At 68.3% G+C, this 19,669-nt stretch carries 20 protein-coding genes, 1 tRNA gene and 2 pseudogenes; 18 read left to right on the top strand and 5 right to left on the bottom strand.

Annotated elements, in window-relative coordinates; genetic code table 11:
- Nucleotides 1-109 precede the first annotated feature (109 nt).
- Nucleotides 110-457 (top strand): hypothetical protein, encoded by a 348-nt coding sequence (locus tag ACQ143_RS04450; RefSeq protein WP_449569485.1) that lies wholly within the window; start codon nucleotides 110-112, stop codon nucleotides 455-457.
- Between the two features lie 295 nt (nucleotides 458-752).
- Here the strand turns inward: ACQ143_RS04450 and ACQ143_RS04455 are convergent.
- Nucleotides 753-1,241: pseudogene (locus ACQ143_RS04455) on the bottom strand (class 1b ribonucleoside-diphosphate reductase subunit alpha); the annotation flags it as partial.
- Between ACQ143_RS04455 and ACQ143_RS04460 the strand changes: the two are divergent.
- The 16 genes and pseudogenes from ACQ143_RS04460 to ACQ143_RS04535 form a co-directional block, all read left to right on the top strand.
- Nucleotides 1,233-1,613: pseudogene (locus ACQ143_RS04460) on the top strand (Glu/Leu/Phe/Val dehydrogenase family protein); the annotation flags it as partial. The pseudogenes ACQ143_RS04455 and ACQ143_RS04460 overlap by 9 nt on opposite strands.
- A gap of 211 nt (nucleotides 1,614-1,824) precedes the next feature.
- Nucleotides 1,825-2,631: an IclR family transcriptional regulator gene (locus tag ACQ143_RS04465; protein WP_449569486.1), complete on the top strand. Its 807-nt coding sequence runs from the start codon at nucleotides 1,825-1,827 to the stop codon at nucleotides 2,629-2,631.
- Nucleotides 2,628-3,527 carry an amidohydrolase family protein gene (locus tag ACQ143_RS04470; protein ID WP_449569487.1) on the top strand — a complete coding sequence of 300 codons (900 nt, stop codon included), beginning with the start codon at nucleotides 2,628-2,630 and terminating at the stop codon, nucleotides 3,525-3,527. The genes ACQ143_RS04465 and ACQ143_RS04470 overlap by 4 nt, the downstream gene beginning before the upstream one ends.
- Nucleotides 3,524-4,849 (top strand): aspartate aminotransferase family protein, encoded by a 1,326-nt coding sequence (locus ACQ143_RS04475; RefSeq protein WP_449569488.1) that lies wholly within the window; start codon nucleotides 3,524-3,526, stop codon nucleotides 4,847-4,849. The genes ACQ143_RS04470 and ACQ143_RS04475 overlap by 4 nt, the downstream gene beginning before the upstream one ends.
- Before the next feature lies 1 nt (nucleotide 4,850).
- The gene (locus ACQ143_RS04480; RefSeq protein ID WP_449569489.1) at nucleotides 4,851-6,422 is read left to right on the top strand and encodes an N-acyl-D-amino-acid deacylase family protein; all 1,572 of its coding nucleotides are present in this window, start codon (nucleotides 4,851-4,853) and stop codon (nucleotides 6,420-6,422) included.
- Complete coding sequence (locus tag ACQ143_RS04485) at nucleotides 6,419-7,435, top strand: Gfo/Idh/MocA family protein (protein ID WP_449569490.1); 1,017 nt, start codon at nucleotides 6,419-6,421, stop codon at nucleotides 7,433-7,435. Before ACQ143_RS04480 ends, ACQ143_RS04485 begins: the two co-directional genes overlap by 4 nt.
- Entirely contained in the window at nucleotides 7,432-7,950 is a 519-nt protein-coding gene (locus tag ACQ143_RS04490; RefSeq protein WP_447950046.1) for a hypothetical protein, read from the top strand. Before ACQ143_RS04485 ends, ACQ143_RS04490 begins: the two co-directional genes overlap by 4 nt.
- A gap of 25 nt (nucleotides 7,951-7,975) precedes the next feature.
- Nucleotides 7,976-8,827 (top strand): fumarylacetoacetate hydrolase family protein, encoded by an 852-nt coding sequence (locus ACQ143_RS04495; RefSeq protein WP_447950047.1) that lies wholly within the window; start codon nucleotides 7,976-7,978, stop codon nucleotides 8,825-8,827.
- 54 nt (nucleotides 8,828-8,881) lie between these two features.
- Nucleotides 8,882-10,486, top strand: a complete 1,605-nt coding sequence (locus ACQ143_RS04500) for an ABC transporter substrate-binding protein (RefSeq protein WP_447950048.1) — start codon at nucleotides 8,882-8,884, stop codon at nucleotides 10,484-10,486.
- A 4-nt stretch (nucleotides 10,487-10,490) separates the two neighbouring features.
- Nucleotides 10,491-11,450 carry an ABC transporter permease gene (locus ACQ143_RS04505; RefSeq protein WP_447950049.1) on the top strand — a complete coding sequence of 320 codons (960 nt, stop codon included), beginning with the start codon at nucleotides 10,491-10,493 and terminating at the stop codon, nucleotides 11,448-11,450.
- Nucleotides 11,447-12,355: an oligopeptide ABC transporter permease gene (gene opp4C, locus ACQ143_RS04510; protein ID WP_447950050.1), complete on the top strand. Its 909-nt coding sequence runs from the start codon at nucleotides 11,447-11,449 to the stop codon at nucleotides 12,353-12,355. The genes ACQ143_RS04505 and opp4C overlap by 4 nt, the downstream gene beginning before the upstream one ends.
- A 1-nt stretch (nucleotide 12,356) precedes the next feature.
- The gene (locus tag ACQ143_RS04515) at nucleotides 12,357-14,018 is read left to right on the top strand and encodes an ABC transporter ATP-binding protein (protein WP_449569491.1); all 1,662 of its coding nucleotides are present in this window, start codon (nucleotides 12,357-12,359) and stop codon (nucleotides 14,016-14,018) included.
- A gap of 54 nt (nucleotides 14,019-14,072) precedes the next feature.
- Nucleotides 14,073-14,918, top strand: coding sequence for a PIG-L deacetylase family protein (locus ACQ143_RS04520; protein WP_449569492.1), 846 nt, complete (start codon nucleotides 14,073-14,075; stop codon nucleotides 14,916-14,918).
- Between the two features lie 80 nt (nucleotides 14,919-14,998).
- Nucleotides 14,999-16,105, top strand: a complete 1,107-nt coding sequence (locus ACQ143_RS04525) for an alanine racemase (RefSeq protein WP_449569493.1) — start codon at nucleotides 14,999-15,001, stop codon at nucleotides 16,103-16,105.
- Nucleotides 16,106-16,129: 24 nt separating this feature from the next.
- Nucleotides 16,130-16,507 (top strand): RidA family protein, encoded by a 378-nt coding sequence (locus tag ACQ143_RS04530; protein WP_449569494.1) that lies wholly within the window; start codon nucleotides 16,130-16,132, stop codon nucleotides 16,505-16,507.
- Between the two features lie 5 nt (nucleotides 16,508-16,512).
- Complete coding sequence (locus tag ACQ143_RS04535) at nucleotides 16,513-17,370, top strand: fumarylacetoacetate hydrolase family protein (protein WP_449569495.1); 858 nt, start codon at nucleotides 16,513-16,515, stop codon at nucleotides 17,368-17,370.
- Between the two features lie 112 nt (nucleotides 17,371-17,482).
- Here the strand turns inward: ACQ143_RS04535 and ACQ143_RS04540 are convergent, their stop codons facing one another.
- Both ACQ143_RS04540 and ACQ143_RS04545 read right to left on the bottom strand, forming a co-directional pair.
- Nucleotides 17,483-17,833, bottom strand: coding sequence for a magnesium transporter (locus ACQ143_RS04540; protein ID WP_447950056.1), 351 nt, complete (start codon nucleotides 17,831-17,833; stop codon nucleotides 17,483-17,485).
- A gap of 15 nt (nucleotides 17,834-17,848) precedes the next feature.
- A complete protein-coding gene (locus ACQ143_RS04545; protein WP_449569496.1) occupies nucleotides 17,849-18,415 on the bottom strand; it encodes a CBS domain-containing protein in 567 nt (188 codons plus the stop codon).
- A gap of 71 nt (nucleotides 18,416-18,486) precedes the next feature.
- On the opposite strand from ACQ143_RS04545, the gene ACQ143_RS04550 reads away from it, so the two are divergent.
- Nucleotides 18,487-18,948 carry an integrase core domain-containing protein gene (locus ACQ143_RS04550; protein WP_449569497.1) on the top strand — a complete coding sequence of 154 codons (462 nt, stop codon included), beginning with the start codon at nucleotides 18,487-18,489 and terminating at the stop codon, nucleotides 18,946-18,948.
- On the opposite strand, the gene ACQ143_RS04555 is transcribed toward ACQ143_RS04550, so the two are convergent.
- Together ACQ143_RS04555 and ACQ143_RS04560 are read right to left on the bottom strand one after the other, a co-directional pair.
- Entirely contained in the window at nucleotides 18,882-19,343 is a 462-nt protein-coding gene (locus ACQ143_RS04555; RefSeq protein ID WP_449569498.1) for a hypothetical protein, read from the bottom strand. The genes ACQ143_RS04550 and ACQ143_RS04555 overlap by 67 nt on opposite strands.
- Nucleotides 19,344-19,593: 250 nt before the next feature.
- Nucleotides 19,594-19,669, bottom strand: a tRNA-Ala gene (locus ACQ143_RS04560).

Genomic DNA, 19,669 nt, shown 5'->3' on the forward strand with positions numbered 1-19,669 from the left:
TCTGAGAACCTTGTCTTCGCGCAGGTCACGGGGCTTCTACAACCACGACCAGCGCTCCTCTGAGCCCACCGTTACCGACTCCAGGGGTCGAGTGGTGCGATCACTTGGGATGGCTCAAACCCTCCTTCGCCCGGAGCAGATCGACGATCTGGTGGCGCAGTACCGCGAGGGCGCGACGCTCGTGGAGCTGGCATCCGTGTTCGGCGTGAACCGCCGCACGGTCGCCACCCACCTCACCCCGCGGGAGGTGACGATCCGCCGTGGACGGTTCGATCCCTCCCGCATCCACGAAGCAGCCGACCTCTACCTCAGCGGGTTGACGCTGGTAGAGGTCGGCGTGAAGGTCGGGGCAGGGCCCCAGGCGGTCCGGCAAGCGCTCGCTTCACACGGTGTCGTGATCCGGCCGGGTGGGGGCCGTCGTTCGCGCATCACGGCAACCGCTGCCGTGGGCGGCTGAGCCTAGACATGAAGAGCTGGCTCACGGGGGCTTGCCTCGACGAGCGAGTCGTGGCGCTGGTGACGACGGATCGCGGACTCGCGCAGGCGCGCGCGAATGAGCAGAACGACGCTCACGGGTCCCATGAGGATGAACTTCAGTGCGTTCCAGCAGGCCCACAGGACGACGAGGTGGAGCCAACCGGGGCCGCCGTCGGCTGCCGAGCTAGAGCAGTGGCTGGCGATCAGGACGTAGGGAAGCGCGAGCATCGCGGGTATCCCCCACTTGAGTTCGCGACTGGTGCGGATGGCAGCAAGAGGTCCTCGTTGTAGGTGGTCGGCGTGTTGACCTGGAGGATCTCGGAGCACAGGTTCGACATGTTGATCCGACCCTTGATCGGGTTGGCCTTGTTCACCGTGTCCTCGAACATGATGTATGGATAGCCCGACTCGAACTGGATCTCAGCCAGCGTCTGGAAGAACTCGCGCGCGTTGATCTTCGACTTCTTGATGCGCGGGTCATCGACCATCTCGCGGTACTTCTCGGTGACCGAGATGTCACCGAAGGGCACCCCGTACACGCGCTCCACGTCGTAGGGCGAGAACAGATACATGTCCTCGCCGTTCTTGGCGAGCTCGAACGTGATGTCGGGCACGACGACGCCGAGCGAGAGCGTCTTGATGCGGATCTTCTCGTCCGCGTTCTCGCGCTTGGTGTCGAGGAACTTCATGATGTCGGGGTGGTGCGCCGATAGGTACACCGCACCGGCACCCTGCCGCGCCCCCAACTGGTTGGCGTAGCTGAAGACGTATTCGTTCCGGCGGGGATCGGCGGCATCCTGACCGACGAGGTCATCGACCAACTGGACGCGCGCGCGGTGTGCGGCCCCGCGAACAACCCGCTCGCGGACCATGACGGTGCCGACCGGCTCGCGGCGCGGGGCATCCTCTACGCCCCGGACTTCGTCGTCAACGCCGGCGGGGTCATCTACCTCGACCTGGAAGCCAAGCGCCTGGGCACGCGCCCCGAGATCATGCAGCGCGTCGCGGGGATCGGCCACACCGTGCGCCGGATCTTCAACGAGGCGCGGACGCGCGGAATCACGCCGCTCGCCGCCGCGGAGGGCCTGGCGGCTGAGCGCCTTTCGGGCGGGACGCGGACGCCCGCCCTGGTCTGAATCTGCGGCCGCGCGGGGCTGAACCGGCGGCCGCGCGGGGCTGAGCCGGCCTCCGCAGAGGCACGACTCTCGCTCACCCCGTTGCGCGGGTGCGCGAGGCAACACCGTGCCGCACCATCGCGCGGCACACATCCGGCGTTCCATGTCGCGTTACCCATTGTTTACATGGAACCCCTTTCCATGTTGAGACCGTTCACCTACAGTTGCCGACATGGAACAGCGTGCCACGTCGTACCACTCGCAGGGGCTCACCCGTGCAATGGCGACTCTCCGCCTCCTCGGCAAGGCGACCGCCCCGCTGGCGCTGGCCGCGATCTCGAGCCAGCTCGACGTGCCGAAGTCGACGGTGGTCCGCCTCCTGCTCGTGATGGAGGAAGAAGGATTCGTGCGCCGCTCCGGCGAGCCCCCGGCGTACTCGATCGGCCACACGATCCATGAGATCGCTGAGGGGTACCGGCCGCCGAGCATGGCGGAGATCACGGCGCCCGTCCTCAGCCGACTCGCCGACGACGTGGGCTTCACCGCGAACCTCGGCGTGCTGGAAGGGCCCTCCGTCCTCCACCTGCACGTCGCCGAACCGCAGCGCGCTCTGCGGTTCGCCACTGGCGGCATGCTCGACTTCGCCTACTGCACGGGACTGGGGAAGCTCCTCCTGTCGCTGCTGCCCGACGAGGCGATCGACGCTCATCTGCCGGACGTGGAGCCCTACCCCAGCTGGACCCCGCGCACCATCACGACGCGCGCGGGAATCGTCGCCGAGCTCGAACGCATCCGCGCGGCCGGGTTCAGCGTCGACGATGAAGAGCGCAACCGCGGCGTCACCTGCATGGCCGTCCTCCTGCCGACAGAGGATGCGCCCGCACTGGCGCTGTCGGTCTCCGCTCCCAGCGGCGAACTGGACGAGTCCGCCCGCGAGAGCCTGCTGCCCGTCCTGACCGCGGCTGCCGCCGAGCTCGCCGCCCTGCCGGACTTCGACGCCGCGCTCACGCCCCTGCGCACCCGGATGGCTCTCTCGTGATCGTCGACGTGCACAGCCACTGCCACCAGCCGGAGCACTGGGGTCACGAGCACGAGGACCACTGGCAGGGCGCGTACGGTGGCGAGCCGTACCCCGTCGTGACGCCGGAGTCGTACGACACGGTGATGCGGGATGCGGGAGTCGACGTCGCGATCGTGTTCGGCCTCGCCGCCTCACAGGCCGGTGTGCGCACGCCGAACGCCTTCGTCGCCGACTTCGTCTCGAAGATGCAGACACCCGCGATTCCGTTCTGCTCGATCGATCCACTCGACGCGGACTGGCGCGACCAGCTCGACGAGGCGATCACGCTCGGATTCCAGGGAGTGAAGCTCTATCCCGTCCTCTCGCTGTTCGATCCGCTCGCACCCGAGTTCGACGACTTCTACACGACGCTCACGGCGCACGGCATGGTCGCGCTCTGGCACATGGGCGCGACCCCCAGCCCCATCGGCCGGCTCGCCGTCAGCCAGCCGCTCGTGATCGATGAGGTCGCCCGGCGACACCCCGACCTGACCCAGGTGATGGCCCACATGGGTCACCCGTGGCAGCGGGACACGAACGTGGTGCTGCGCAAGAACCGGCGGGTCTTCGCCGACGTGTCGGGTGTCCCTTCGCGACCGATGGATGCGTTCTTCGCGCTCGTCGGGGCCCAGGAGTGGCACACGGTCGACAAGCTCGTCTTCGGCTCCGACTACCCGCTGTGGACCCCCGTCGAGGCGATCGCGAACCTCCGCTCGATCGCGCGCTTCCGAGCCGGAAACCTGCCGTTCGTGGCCGACGAGACGATCGAGCGGATCATCCACTGCGACGCGCTGCGGATGCTCGAACTCGCCGACCCCCGTGTCGGAACCCCTCCCGTTGACCCACCCTCATCGCACCAAAGGAGCACCACGTGACATCCGTCTCCCGCCGCCTCGCCGAGGCGGCAGAGCGCATCATTCCGGGCGGAGTGAACTCCGCAACCCGCAGCATCGGGTCCCCCTGGGCGTGGAAGTCGGCCCACGGGGCGACCATCACCGACATGGACGGCGTCGCCTACACGGACTATCACGCGGCGTTCGGGGCGATCCTGCTCGGGCACACCGATGAGCGCGTCAACGACGCCGTCACGCGCGCGATCGCCGACATCGACCTCGTGGGTCTGGGCACGACCGAGCTCGAGGTGCAGGCCGCACAGCTGATGGTGGATGCGATTCCGAGCGCCGACATGGTCATCACGACCATGAGCGGATCGGAGGCGACGTTCCAGGCGGTCCGACTGGCGCGCGGGACCACGAGTCGCCCCTACATCCTGAAGTTCCAGGGCTGCTTCCACGGTTCCTATGACGCGCTCGCCCGCAACGTCATCTCGACACCCGATCGTGCGTGGCGCCGCGACCCCAACTCGTCCGGCATCCTGGACGATGCCGTCGACCACACCCTCATCGCGGAGTTCAACGACCTCGCCTCGGTGGAAGAGCTGTTCGCGCAGTATCCCGACCAGATCGCCGCCGTGATCCTCGAGCCGGTGCCGCACAACGTCGGCGCCCTGCTCCCCGAGCAGTCGTTCCTGCAGGGTCTGCGCGACATCACGCGCGCGCACGGCTCCGTCCTCATCTTCGACGAGGTGATCACGGGCTTCCGGCACGCGCTCGGCGGTTATCAGGAGGTCTGCGGCGTGATGCCCGACCTCACCACCTTCGGTAAGGCGATGGGCAACGGCTTCCCGGTTGCGGGCCTGGCCGGTACCGCCGAACTCATGACGAATTTCACGCCCGCGGGCGGTTCCGTCATGCTCGCGGGCACGTTCAACGGCAACGCGGCCTCGATGGCGGCGGCGATCGCGACGATCACGGTGCTCAAGGATCCCGCGGTCGACTTCTACGGTCACGTGTATCGCCTCGGCGACCGAATGCGCACGGGACTTCAGGCGATCGCCGACGAGCACGGCATCGCCGCCCGCATGACCGGACTCGGGTCGGTGTTCATCCCCTACTTCCTCGACGGGGAGGTCCGCGGGTACCGCGATCTGCTGCGCAACAACGACGTGGCGTACGCCACGTTCCACCGCCGCATGATCGACAAGGGCTCGTTCATGTACCCGATGGCGCTCAAGCGGAACCACATCTCGCTCGCGCACACGGAGGCCGACATCGATCGGACGCTCGCGCAGGCGGCGGACGTGCTTCCCGCGATGGCGCGCGAGGGACTCTTCGAGACCGCGAAGGCCGCCGTCTGACATGTCGACGATCTCCCGGACCGTACTGCGCGGAGGCCTTGTCGCCGACGGGCTCGGCGGTGAGCCGTTTCTCGGCGATGTGATCATCGCCGAGCAGACGATCGCCGCCGTCGTTCGCGCCGAGGAACGGCCCGGCGGCGGGTACGACGCGGAGATCATCGACTGCACGGGCCGCATCGTCGCGCCGGGATTCGTGGACATCCACTGCCACTCCGACCTCAGCCTCCTCGAATACCCGGAGAACGAGAGCCGCATCACGCAGGGCATCACGACCGAGGTCGTCGGCAACTGCGGCATGACGCCGGCTCCGGACGGGCACGATGCCGCGGGGCTCGCGCGCGTCATCAGCACGATCGACGTCACCCCGGATCTGGGGTGGACCTGGACCGATGTCGCGGGATGGATGCGGGCGCTCGACGACTGCCCCACGACCACGAACGTCGCCGCCCACATCGGGCACGGTTCGGCCCGGTTCGCCGCCGCCGGCACGCGCACCGAACGCCTCGACGACGACCAGTTGGCGCGGCTCGAGCGCGAGATGGAGGACGCGTTCGCGGCGGGGGTCGTGGGCGCGAGCGTCGGACTGATGTATGCGCCCGGAGAGTCGGCGGATGCTCGGGAGCTGGCACGGGTCGCGCGCGTCGTCGCCGCGCACGACGGCGTCCTGTCGGCGCACCTGCGCGACTATCGCACGAGCGCCCTGCGCGCCTCGATCGACGAACTGGCCGACGCCCTCGGCGACGAGGGACCGCGCCTGCAGATCTCCCACCTGCGCGGACTGAGTTCCGGCTCGGGCGAGGGGGACCGCTTCACGGATGTGCTCGCGCACCTGGAGGCGCTGCGGACGTCGAAGGACATCGCCGCCGACGCCTACCCGTACGTGCACGGGCACACGACGCTGATCCAACTGCTGTCTCCCGAACTGCGTGCCGCGGGCCCCGACGCCGTTGTGGCCGCTTGCCTCACCGACCCGACCGCGGTCGCGGGACTCCTCCGTTCCGCCGGCTACTCCCCCGACCAGATCATCGTGATGAAGGCCGCGCGCACTCCTGACGCGGTGGGCCGCGATCTCACTGCCGACGCCGGCGACCCGTGGATGCGGCTTGTCGACCTACTCATCGCGAACGGCGGTCTCGTCGATGTCGCGGTCGAAAGCGGCCGGTGGAGCGACGTCGAGCTGACGCTGGCAACGCCCTGGATCAGCATCGCCTCCGACGGCACTGCCTTGAACCGCAGCCACAGCGCATCCGCCGCCCACCCCCGTTCCTGGGGCGCCTTCTCCTCCGGATACCGGCGACTGCGCGGGCACGGTACGCCCCTCGGCGAGACCGTCCGGCGCCTGACCACCGCACCGGCTGCTCGCGTCGGGCTTGCCAGCGGCCTCGTCCCCGGACACCGCGCCGACGTGATCGTGCTCGACGACCGCACGTTCGATTCGCCGGCGACGTTCTCGCGGCCGGCGCAGCCTTCCGTCGGACTCGACCACGTCTACGTCAACGGCTCCGCCGTCATCGCCTCCGGGCGCCCCACCGCGGCGCGTCCGGGACGGCTCATCAGAAAGGGACAGCAGTGACTGAGCATGGAACGCCTCTGGGCGTCGGAATCGTGGGGGTCGGCGGCATCGCACTCTCGCACATGGCCGCACTGCGCACCATGACGAGCGCGACGCTCGTCGCCGTGTGCGATGTCGCCGCCGACCACGCCGCCGAGGTCGCCCACCTCGAACGATGCGCGGGCTACGGCAGCGTGGAGGAGCTGCTGGACGACGACGAGGTCGAGGCCGTGATCGTCTGCACTCCGAACATGACGCACGAGCAGCTCGGCCTGCAGGTGCTCGCGGCCGGAAAGCACCTGCTGATGGAGAAGCCCCTCGCCTTGACCGGCGCGGGTGCACGCTCCCTTGCGGCGGAGGCAACGGCGCGCGGTCTCGCCCTGGCGGTCGGTCACACCCACCGCTTCACCGATCAGAGCCTGGCCATCCGCCGCGTCATCGATCGCGGCGACATCGGCGTCCCGCGCTTCGTCCGCATCGTCATCAACGGCGGTTGGATCTGGCCGGGATGGCAGTCCTGGGTACTGAACCCCGAGCTGTCGGGAGGACACTCCCTGCACAACGGCGTCCACCTCGTCGACCTCGCGACGTGGTGGATCGGCGAGCCCGCCACGAGCGTCTTCTCCGCCGGGCAGCACGCCACGAGCGAAGCGCTCGACATCTACGACTACCTCGTCATGGAACTCGGCTTCGACGGCGGCGCAGCCGCCGTGTGCGAGATCAGCCGCGGGGAGCGACCCCGGAGCGCCGGCTACCTCGAGCTCACCGTTGTCGGCACCGAGGGCGTGGTCTCGCGCACGTGGGACGCCGAGGGCGTGCTCGCCTGGACCGACACAGGTCTCACGGCGTGGGGCGTCGACGGCGCCGGTGACCGCGCGTTCGTCCGCGAACTCGAGGCGTTCGTCGCCGCGATCCGTGGTGACGGCGAGGTGGTTCCCCCGCTGTCGGCGGCGATCCACGCGGTCGACATCGCCGTGGCGTCCGAGGAGTCGCTGCGCGAGTCCCGCACGATCCGGATCGGAGCATCGGCATGAACCTCGCCGCCCACCCCGGACTGTCTCGCGCCCTCACCGCGGTGCGCGGCGCCGAGATCGGCCTACTGCGCTCCGTGGCAGTGGACCTCGTCGTCGCCGACACGTCGGCGGGCGGCGGAGACGCACTCGGCATGGTCGGACCCACCGCCATCGACATCCTGCGGCGGGCGACGGGTCCCGCATCCGTCGACCTCCAGTCACACGCGACGGCCGACGGCGGGGCCGTCACCTTCCTCGGACGAACCGAGCGGACCGTCGTCGTGAACGCCCACGTGTCGGTCGTCGCCGGTGCGCACCGCGAATACGTGCGGGCAACGGCCCGCTTCGTCGGCACGCACGGCTCCGTGTTCGTCGACCTCCTGCGACCAGCGCTCGACGTGCGCACCGCCACCGGGACGACCCGCGTTCCCTTCGGTGTTCCCGGGCCGGATGTCGCGCCCGGCGAGACCGCCGCGATCCTTTCCGCGATCGCCGACTCCGCGCGATCCGCACAGACCGTATCGACCACCTGGTGACGGAGGACTCAACAGCATGAAGTGGATGACATTCGACGACGACGGCACCGTGCGCCACGGATACGTCGCGGGCGATGACGTGATCGTGACCGGCGACGGCGACCTGATGGGGGTGGTGCGGGGCGAGGCCGCAACCGCCGAGGTCGGCCGCCGCCCGCTCGCGGGTGCGCGCATCCTCGCTCCGCTCCTGGCGCCCGGAAAAGTCATCGCGGTCGCCGCGAACTATCAGGAGCACGTCAAGGAAGCCGGTCACGCCTCCCGTGACCAGAAGACCGCGACGCCGCGCCTGTTCTTGAAACCGGATACCGCGATCACCGGGCCCGATGCGCCCGTCGCGCTCAACCCGATCACGCAGCAGCTCGACTGGGAGGTCGAGATCTCGGTCGTGATCGGTCGGCAGGCGCGGGATGTGACGGTGGATGCGGCGCTGGACCACGTCTTCGGCTATGCCACGAGCAACGACATCTCGGCGCGAAGCCTCGACCTGGGCATCGAACGCGACGGCGAGGCCTGGACGGGATTTTTCGACTGGCTGGAAGGCAAGTGGCTGGACGGATCGGCGCCGATCGGCCCGTATCTCGTCACCGCCGACGAAGTGCCCGACCCGCAGAATCTCGAACTCACGCTCGAGGTCAACGGCGAGATCATGCAGCGCGGCAGCTCGACCGACATGGTGCACACCATTGCCGAGCTCGTCTCCTTCAGCTCGCGACTGATGACCCTCAACCCCGGCGACGTGATCATGACCGGCACGCCGTCCGGTGTCGGTGCCACCACCGGCGTCTTCCTCAAGCCCGGTGACCGCATGGTCGCCGAAGTCCAGGGACTTGGTTCCCTGGTCACCCCGATCGTGGCGGCCGACAGCCGCCCGGAATAGCAACACCGCATCACAACAAAGCAATCACCCACATCGCAATCACGAGGAGCAACCATGCGAACCCGTATCGCCGCAGGCGCAGTCGCGCTCGGCCTGACCACGGCCCTGCTGGCCGGCTGCACCAGTGGCAGCACCAATGAGAGCGAAGGACCCGTCGACGACCCGACGTCGGCGAGCCTCTACCTCTACCAGAAGCCGGTCCAGTTCAACCCGCTGGCGCCGGGCCAAGGTGCCGAGCAGCTCACGATGTCGCTCGTCTACAACGGGCTGTTCAACGTCGGCCCCGACTTCGAACCGGTTCCGCGGCTCGCCGAGTCGTGGGACATGTCGGACGACGCCAAGACGTACACCTTCCACCTGCGCGACGGGCTCCAGTGGAGCGACGGCGAACCGCTTACGGCAGAGGACGTCGTCTTCACGTACAACCTGTTCGCCAACCCCGAGGTCGCCAGCGCCAACACGGCGCCGTTCCGCGGCGTCGTGGGATTCGAGGACGTGCAGTCAGGTGCCGCGGACACCGTTTCGGGCATCGTCGCGACCGATGATCAGACCGTCACGATCGAGCTGACGGACGCGACACCTGGATTCCTCGCCTTGTTCGGCGGCGGTTACGGGATCCTCCCCGAGCACGTGCTCGGCGAGGTCGCCCCCGGCGCGATCATGGAGGACGAGTTCTTCAAGCTGCCGACAGTCAGCTCCGGGCCGTACATCATGAAGGAGTTCAACGTCGACGAGAACGTCATTCTCGAGGCGAACCCCAACTACTGGTCCGAAGTGGGCATCGATACGCTCTACCTGCAGATGCTGACGAGCGACGTCGCCACGGCCCAGTTGGCGACCGGCGAGATCGATCTCGTCCAGATCTCACCGCAAGACCTCGGCACGGTCGAAGCGCTCGACGGCGTCTCGGTCACGTCGGCTCCCTCGCCAGGCTTCCTGCGCCTTCTCGTGAACTTCGAGAAGTTCCCGGATGAGCGCATCCGTCAGGCGTTCCTCTACGCGATCGACCGCGACGGCATCATCGCCGGCGTCCTGGGCGGAAACGGTGACGCGATCAACAGCACGATCATGACCCCCTGGGCTCTCCCGAATGACCTCGAGAAGTACGAGTACAACCCCGAGAAGGCTGCCGAACTCCTCGCCGAGGCCGGATTCGACATGTCTCAGGAGCTCAAGATCAGCTGGATCCCGGGCACCGCGGATCGCGATGCGGCCGTTGCAGTCGTCCTCGAGAACCTGAAGACGGCGGGCATCAACGCCGTCGCCAACCAGATCGAGAGCGCGAACCAGTTGGGCATGATCGAGAACGCGGAATACGACCTGATGATCTCGGGTGGCGGAACCTACACGCCCGATCCCACGGTGTCTGCCAACGCGCTGCTCTGCGACCGCGTCTACCCCGCGGGAGGCAACACGTCGCTGTTCTGCAACCCGGAGCTCGACGCGCTGCTGAACGAGGGCGCGATCACTGCCGATCCGGACGAGCGCGCCGCGATCTACCAGGATGCGGCACGCCTCGACAACGAGCAGGTTCCTTACCTGTGGCTCTACGTGCCCTCCACACTGTGGGCCGCCAGTGACCGTCTGCAGGGGTTTGAACCGCACGGCGACTTCGCCAACGGGTTCTGGAACGCCGCAGACTGGACGGTGACGGACTGATCCCATGCTGAGGTCCCTCATCACACGTCTTCTCTCGAGCGTGGCCGTCTTCCTGCTCATCGCGGTGGGACTGTTCGCCCTCGTTCGCCTCGCCCCCGGCGACCCCGTCGAAATGATGGTGCCTCCGGACGTGCTGGGTGAGGATCGAGAGGCTTACACCGCGGCGGTCCGTGAACGGCTCGGTCTCGACCAGCCGATCGCGGTGCAGTTCGTCCGGTGGTTCGGCGCGCTGATGTCGGGTGACCTCGGCTATTCCTACACGAACGGCCGGCCGGTCGGCGAGCTTCTCGCCGACCGGCTGGGCCCGACGGTCCTGCTGATGGGGAGCGCGCTCCTCATCGGGCTCATCATCGCGGTGCCCGCCGGGGTGATCGCGGCCGTGCGCCGCAACACGGTGGCCGACTACGCGATCAGCACGGTCAGCGTCATCGCGATCGCCGTTCCGAGCTTCTTCCTCGGAATGCTCGCGATCTATGTCTTCGCCGTCAAGCTCCACTGGCTGCCCTCCTCGGGAATGCACAGTGTGGGCAAAGACGGCCTCGGCGACCTGATACTCCACATGATCATGCCCGTGGGGCTGCTCGCCCTCGCGATCTCGGCCTCATTCATTCGCTATGTGCGCAGCGGCGTTCTGGAAGAGCTCGGCAAGGACTACGTCCGCACGATCATCGCGAAGGGCGGAACACCCGCCCGCGCGCTGCGCCACGCGCTCCGCAACAGTCTCATGTCGCTGATCACGGTGCTCGCGATGACGATCCCGGTCACGCTGTCGGGCGCGGTCGTGCTCGAGCAGATCTTCGCGTGGCCCGGCATGGGGCAACTCGCGATCTACGCCCTGACCAACCGCGACTACCCCATCCTCATCGGGTTCGGCCTCTACATCGCCGTGCTCGTCCTGGTCTGCAACCTGATCGCCGACCTGTCCTACTCGTTCATCGACCCGAGGGTGAGGACGGCACGATGATGAAACGCCCCAGTCTCCTGTCCACCTCGACGGTCAACCTCGTCGAGGTCGCCGAGACGACCTCTCCCGACAAGCTCGCGGTCCGGCGGTTCCTCCGCAACCCGACCGCCGTCGTCGGGCTGGTCATCCTGCTGATCACGGTGATCGTGAGCGTGCTCGCGCCGTGGATCAGCCCCTACTCCCCCACGGCGATCGACCTGACCGCAGTCCGCCAGCCGCCCTCGCCCGAGCACTGGCTCGGCACGGACTCGACCGGGCGCGACGTGCTCAGCCGACTTCTCGCCGGCGGGCAGATCTCGCTGCTCGTCGGATTCTCGGCGGCCCTCATGGCCGTCGTGATCGGAACCCTCGCGGGCGTCGCCGCCGGGTGGTTCGGTGGAGCGATCGACACGATCCTCAGCCGCCTCATCGACATCATGCTGTCGGTGCCCGCCGTCCTCGTGATCATCGTCCTCGCGGGCGTTATCGGACCGAGCGTGCCCATGCTGATCCTGGTGATCGCGTTGCTCGCGTGGGGGTCACCCGCGCGCATCGCCCGCAGTGTCGTCCTGAGCCTGCGCGAGGAGGAGTTCGTGCAGGCCGCGCGCGCCTTCGGGTCGCGCACCGGCTTCATCTTCTTCCGGCACCTCGTGCCGGGCGTGCTCCCCCCCATCGTGGTCTCGGCGACCCTGCTCGTGGCGGAAGCCGTCCTGCTGGAGTCCTCGTTGTCGTTCCTGGGCGCCGGCGTCCAACCGCCGCAGTCCAGCTGGGGAAACATGCTCAACGAAGCGCAGTCGCTGACCGTTCTGTCCTCGATGCCGTGGCTGTGGGTGCCGCCGGGCGTCATGATCGCCGTCACCGTCCTGTCTGCGATGGCGGTCGGCGACGGCATCCGCGACGCGATCGATCCTCGGAAGAACAACTGACATGACGAACGAGACTTCCCCCGCGCTGCTCGCCGTGCGCGACATCACCCTGGACATCTCGACCCCGCAGGGAACGGTGCGCATCCTCGAGGATGTCGCGCTCGAGATCCATCCGGGCGAGATCGTCGGCGTCGTCGGCGAGTCCGGCTCCGGCAAGAGCATGACCGCGCTCAGCGTGTTGCGCATCCTCCCTTCCGGCGCCCGCATCGTCAGCGGCAGCATCGAGTTCGAAGGCGTCGACCTGGCGTCGCTCGCGCCGAGCAAGATGCGCAGCATCCGCGGCCGCCGGATCGCCATGGTCTTCCAGGACCATATGACGACGCTTGACCCCGTCGCCTCGATCGGAAAGCAGATCGAGGAGGCCTACCTCATACACCACCCGCGTGCTTCGAGTGCAGAGGCGCGCGCGAAGGTGGTCGAGACCCTGACGCAGGTCGGTGTCCTCGACGCCTCGGAGCGGGCGAAGCAGTACCCGCACCAGTGGTCGGGCGGAATGCGCCAGCGCGCCGTGATCGCGATGGCCCTTGTCAACGACCCCGACCTCATCATCGCCGACGAGCCGACCACGGCCCTCGACGTCACCATCCAGGCCGAAATCCTCGCGCTGCTGCGCGAACTGCGCGATCGGCGGAGCCTGTCCATCATGCTGATCACCCACGACATGGGAGTCATCGCCGACATGGCCGACCGTGTGGTCGTGATGAAGGACGGACAGGTCATGGAGACCGCCGAGACGCACGCCCTGTTCGCCGCCCCCGAGCATCCGTACACGCGCAAACTGCTGGACGCCGTCCCGCAGCCGTCGGGCACGACGTCCGAACGTGTTCCCGTGACCGAAGACGTCCCCGCCGCGCTCGAGGTGCAAGACCTCGTCGTGCAGTACAACAAGGGGTGGCGTCGCGCGGGATTCACCGCAGTGAACGGAGTCAGCTTCACCGTGCCCGCGGGCACGGTTGTCGGCCTCGTCGGCGAGTCGGGCTCGGGGAAGTCCACGATCGGGAAGGCCGTCGTCGGGCTCGCGCCGATCACCTCGGGCAGCATCCGGGTCGGCGGTGTCGCCCTGCAGGAACTGCGCGGGGCCGCCGCGCGCGCCGCACGCGAGACGTACGGCATGGTGTTCCAGGACCCCGCCTCCTCGCTGAACCCGAGGATGACGATCGGCGAGTGCATCGCCGAACCTCTCGTGGCGCACCGTCAGTCGATGTCGCGCGCGGCGCGACGCGCGCGCGTCGTCGAACTACTCGAACAGGTGGAGCTGCCCGCCTCGTGGCGAACCCGGTTCCCCAACGAACTGTCGGGAGGCCAGCGGCAGCGCGTCGGCATCGCGCGGGCACTCGCCCTCGAACCCGAACTGCTCATCGCCGACGAACCCACCTCGGCACTGGACGTCTCGGTCCAGGCCGCCGTGCTGGACGTGTTCCAGGGTCTGCAGCAGCGCCTCGGGTTCTCGTGCCTGTTCATCAGTCACGACCTCGCCGTCGTCGAACTGCTCGCGGAGAACGTCGTCGTGTTGCAACACGGCGAGATCGTCGAGCAGGGCGACGCCCGGACGGTGCTCAACGCGCCGCAGACCGACTACACGCGCCGCCTCGTCGCCGCCGCGCCGCTCCCCGACCCCGTACGTCAGCGGGCCCGCCACCTCACGAAGGTCACCACCGTCTAGCACGTCCCTCACCCATCACCCGACCGAAGACCCACCAACCCAGGAGAAAACGCAATGCGCATCATGACCGTCTACGCCCATCCCGCCGACACGATCACCAACTGCGGTGGCACGCTGGCACTGCACGCGGATGCGGGTGACGAGATCGTCGCCGTGATCCTCACGCACGGCGGACGCATCCACCCCAACGTGTACGCCGAGGAAGCCCGCAAAAAGGACGCGGACCCGGCCCTCGTCGCCGCGGGACGAGCGGAGATCATCGAGAACAAGAAGGGCGAACTGCGCCGCGCGGCCGACATCATCGGCATCGGCACGATCGAGTTCCTTGACCACGACGACGCGATCAGCGTCGTGCGCGAAGACATGGTGGATCAGGTCGCCGAACTGATCGCGAAGCACCGCCCCGACGTGATCATCGCCGACTACCCGCAGAACCCCGTCGTGACCAACTCGGCGCACACGATCGCGACGATGACGCTGATCGCCGCGCTCGACCGCGCCGCCCAGTTCCTGAAGAACCTGGACGGGAGGGAAGAGGTCAACGTCAAGCAGGTTTTCCTGGGCGGGCTTCCCGTGCTCACGAACGATGCGCTGTCCACGTACGGCGTCCGCAACGACCTCCTCATCGACATCACCTCGGTGGTCGGTCGGAAGATCGCGGCGATGGACTGCTTCGTCAGCCAGGGCTACGGCGGACCGTTCGCCCGCAAGCTCATCGAGGCGAGCAACGGTGAGTTCGGCCGTTGGGCGGGCGTCGCGCTCGCCGAGCCGTACGTCCGATTCCGCAGCGAGACCCGGGCGCTGCTTCCGGTGACCGAGTATGCGGAGGCGGCCGATCCGCTCACCCGCCACGTCACTTACTCGCAGTTCGACGTGCGGCGCGAGTTCCCGCTCGCCTGATCGCAGCCTCATCCGATGCGGGGTCCGCTCGCCTGATCGCCGCGGACCCCGCATCCACCTACCCCGTCTGGAGAAACCTCGTGACCGCCGCCTCGGACTTCATCGGCCGCCCGATCGAGCAACTGCCGACACCGGCTGTGTTGATCGACGTGCCGACCGTGCGTCGCAACATCGCGCGGATGGCCGACCTCGCGCAGGGCTTCGGCGTCGAGCTGCGCCCGCATTGGAAAACGAGCAAGAGCGCGCAGATCGCGCGGATGCAGGTCGACGCCGGCGCCGTCGGACTGACGGCCGCCACGGGCGCCGAGGTCGAGGCACTCGTCGCGGCGGGGTTCACGGACATCTTCTGGGCCTATCCGCCCGTGGGCCCGCACCGCGTCGCGACCGCGATGCGAGTCGCCCAGCAGGCCCGACTGATCGTCGGGGTCGACTCCGTCGCATCCGCCGCACCACTCTCCGCGGCCGCCGCGAGCGCCGGGATCGAGATCGAGGCCCGCCTCGAAGTCGACTCCGGGCTGGGACGCACGGGCGTAGACCCCGCCGACGCCGTCACGGCCGCGCGGGCGATCGCCGCGTTGCCGGGGCTGCGGTTGGAGGGCGTGTTCACACACGAGGGCCAGGTCCAGGGCGTGGGTGCGGATCCCGAACGCCGCACGGCGGTGGGGACGGCCGCGGGTTCAGTCCTCGCCGAGACCGCGGCGCGCATCCGTGCGGACGGACTCGAGCTGACGAGCGTCTCGGTGGGTTCGACGGCCGGCGCGCGTTCTGCCCCGGCCGTTCCCGGGATCACCGAGGCCCGCCCCGGGACGTATGTGTACGGGGACGAGAACCAGGTCGCGATCGGCACGATCGATCCGGCCGACACCGCCATGACCGTGCTCAGTCGCGTGATCAGCACCGAGCGCGGCGAGCCCGTGCTCATCGACGCCGGGATCAAGGCCATGAGCTCCGACGGCTCCATGCACGGCGATGGCCGCTTCGGCACCGTCGTCTCCCCCGGCGGGGGCGTGCTCGCCACCGGGCACGAGGAGCACGGGTTCATCCGCGGTTCGTCGCACCTGCGGGTCGGCGACCTCATCCGCATCCGACCCAACCATGCCTGCGGGCTCACCAACATGCACTCGCGCGTCTTCGCCATCGAGGACGACGTCGTTGCCGACATCTGGCCCGTCCTGGGTCGCCACTAGCGTCACCACGAGAAAGGAACTGCTGTGCAGCAGATCACCGCATCCACCGCCCCGGCCCCGGCCGGGACCTACTCCTCCGGAATCGTCAGCGGGGGTTTCCTGTTCCTCGCCGGACAGGGCCCGTTCAACCCCGACGCCTTCATCGTCGGCGAGACGTTCGCCGATCAAGTGCGGCAGACGTTCGCGAATCTCGAGGCCGTTGCCGCGGCGGCGGGCACGTCGATGCGCAACGCCGTCCGCATCGGCGTGTACCTCAATGACATGTCCGACTGGGCCGAATTCAACGAGGTATCGAAGGAGTTCCTCGGCACGCCGTACCCCGCGCGCACCTCGATCCAGGCCGACCTGAACGGGTTCCTCGTCGAGGTCGACGCGATCGTCGCCCTGCCCACGGAGGTCTGACGGACGTGGAGTTCCTGCGTGTCGGGACGGCGGGCGAGGAACGCGCCGTCGTCCGCGAGGGCGGCGTGGCCTATGCCCTCGACGGTCTTGCTGCGGACATCGACGGCGCGTTCCTCGCGGGCGGTGGAATCGACCGTGTCCGGCGAGCACTCGTCGCGGGAGAGCTGCCCGCCACGAGCATCGAGGGCGAACGGATCGGCGCCCCCATCGCGCGCCCCACGGCGGTGATCTGCATCGGCCAGAACTACGCGGCGCACGCGGCGGAGTCGGGTGCGGAGCCGCCGAGCGAACTGATCGTGTTCTTCAAACACCCCAACACCGTCGTCGGGCCGTTCGACGACGTCATCCTCCCCCCGGGCGCCGCGAAGCTCGATTGGGAGGTCGAACTCGGCGTCGTCATCGGCTCCGTCGCGAACCGTCTCGCCTCACGCGAGGAAGCGGAGGCGGCCATCGCCGGATATGTCGTCACGAACGACGTCTCGGAGCGCGAGCACCAGCTCGTCACGTCTCTCGGGCAGTGGTCCAAAGGCAAGAGCGCGCCGACGTTCTGCCCCGTCGGTCCTGCGCTCGTCCCCGCTGCCGAGGTTGATCCGGGCAACCTGCGCCTGTGGTCCACGGTGAACGGCGACGCCCGCCAGGACTCGACGACCGCGGACCTCATCTTCGACGTGCCCACGATCGTGCAGAACCTGTCGCAGTACATGCAGCTCGAGCCCGGCGACCTCGTCTGCACGGGCACGCCGCAGGGTGTCGCGCTGTCAGGTCGCTTCCCGTACCTCGCCGTCGGTGACGTGATCGAGATGGGAGTGTCGGGACTGGGCGCGCAGCGCTCCCGGGTCGTGGCGACCGCCGGTTACCGGTGATCGAGTAGCGCGCAGCGCGTCCCACCGGTGATCGAGTAGCGCCCGCAGGGCGCGTATCGAGATCCCGACCACCGACGACGCACGCACCCGGGACGGCCGGCTCCGGTGTTGGTCACAACCCCGCAAGTTCGGGCAGCAGCGCCTTGGCGATCAGGAAGTAGATGATCAGTCCCGTGCCGTCGACGATCGTGGCGATCATCGGCGCCGACGCGACCGCGGGGTCGACGCGCGTCTTCATGAGCACGAGCGGCAGGATCGAGGCGATGAACGCCGCCCACAGCACGATCGCGACGATCGTCAGGATCACGGTGGCGATGACGGCCCAGCCGACGCCGAGCGTGAACGCCCGCACGAGCCCGGCGACCGCCATGGTGAGGGCGACCAGCGTCGCCGACGTCATCTCTTTGCCGAGCACGCGGCCGATGTCCCGCATCCGCACCTGACCGGTCGCGATCGCGCGCACGAGTGTCGTGGTGATCTAGGTACCCGTGTTGCCGCCGGTGCCGATGAGCAGCGGGATGAAGAAGGCGAGCGCGACGACGGCTTCGAGTTCGTCCTCGAAGAGCTGCATGACGGTCGCGGTGTAGGCGGATGCGACGAACAACACGAGCAGCCACACGATGCGCTTGCGCCACAGCAGCCACGGCGACGCGCGGAGGTACGGAGTGTCCAGCGGCTGGGATCCGCCCTGGAGCTCAGCGTCCTCCGTCGCTTCCTCCCGCGCGATGTCGGCCGCCGCGTCGGCGATGATGATGCCCAGCAGCCGCCGTTCGGTGTCGATGACGGGCACCGCGAGCAGCCGCTGATCGAGCACGGTGCGCGCCGCCTGCTCGGGGTCATCCAGCGGGGCGACGCTGATGACGTCGTCGTCCATGAGGTCGGCGACGAGGGTGCCGGCGGGCGCGAGCACGAGCGCACGGAACGCGACGACGCCGACGAGACGCTCGCGCCCATCGACGACGTAGACGTAGCCGCCGGACTGCGCGTCGGCGCGCAGCTGCGCCGCACTCGCGCGAACCGACGTGATCGCTTCCGCGGCGGTCACGTCGGCAGCGACGGTGAGGGGACTACTGGGCGAAGTACGAGTTCGACGCGCACGTGTCCCCGACCGCGAACATGCACGACGCCATCACCGCGGTCGAACTCGCCGTCGCCGAAGCCGAGAGGCTGCTCGGCCACCCGCTGATCGATGACTGTCAGGTCGACGAGGCAACCGGGGAATTCCTGCCGGTCTTGACGATCATCACGGACAACGGCGGCCCGTTCCGCTCGTTCACGTTCGAAGCGTTCATCGCGCTCCACCCCGAGCTGCGGCACGTCCGCACGAGGGTCCGCACGCCCGGTCAGAACGGGTCACGCGAACGCGGTTTCGGGACGATGAAGTACGAGTGGCTGTTCCGGGAAGAGATCGACGACGGCCTCCAACTCGTCGAGCACGTGAACGCCTACCGGCAGGACTACAACCACGTCCGACCACACGAAGCGATCGCTTGGAACCGGCCCGCCGACGTCTACGCCGGCACCGCCGACCCCACCATCCCCAACTTCGAAATCGAAGAAACCCTGCCAACTACTTGACGCGGGACAGCCTCAGCCCCGCGTTCGTCACCGCCGTGCGTAACCACATCGAAGCCGCGCTCAACGACCAGGTCGCCGCGCAGCAACTGCTCCGCAAGAACCTCGAAGACCAACTCGCACAGCTCACCGTCAAAGAAGACAACCTCCTCGACCTCGCCGCCGATAGCTCGCTCCCGCAAGAACGCATCCGCCAGCGCCTGCGCGACATCGCCCGTGACCGGCGGCGCGTGACCGAGCAACTCAGCGAGGTACACGGCGACCTCTCCAGCGGCCGAGCGTTCCTCGACGCCCACCTCGATCTGCTCGAGAACCCCTACGAGCTGTATCTCCACGCCAGTGAAGCGACCCGACGCAAGCTCAACCAGGCGGTCTTCGCCCACGTCTACGTCGCCCACGACGAAGTCGTCGGCGACGACATCCGCTCTCCGTTACGGGAACTTCTCGCCGCCGAACGCGGCTGGGAAGCCCTCACAGCGGGCGCAACACCCGAGGCCGCCCGCGCCGCCACTCTGGCCGCGACAGCGCGCCACAGCGGCCCAGAAACGCCAAAAGCCGCCCCGAAGGGCGGCCTGGCCGAACTAACAAACCTCTGGCTTGACCTGCCTGGCGGCGTTTACGAGGACGCCGATTGCAGTAAGCCTCTTATGGTGGACCTGAGGGGATTCGAACCCCTGACCTCTTCATTGCGAACGAAGCGCGCTACCAACTGCGCCACAGGCCC

The sequence above is a fragment of the Microbacterium pollutisoli genome (assembly GCF_053586795.1).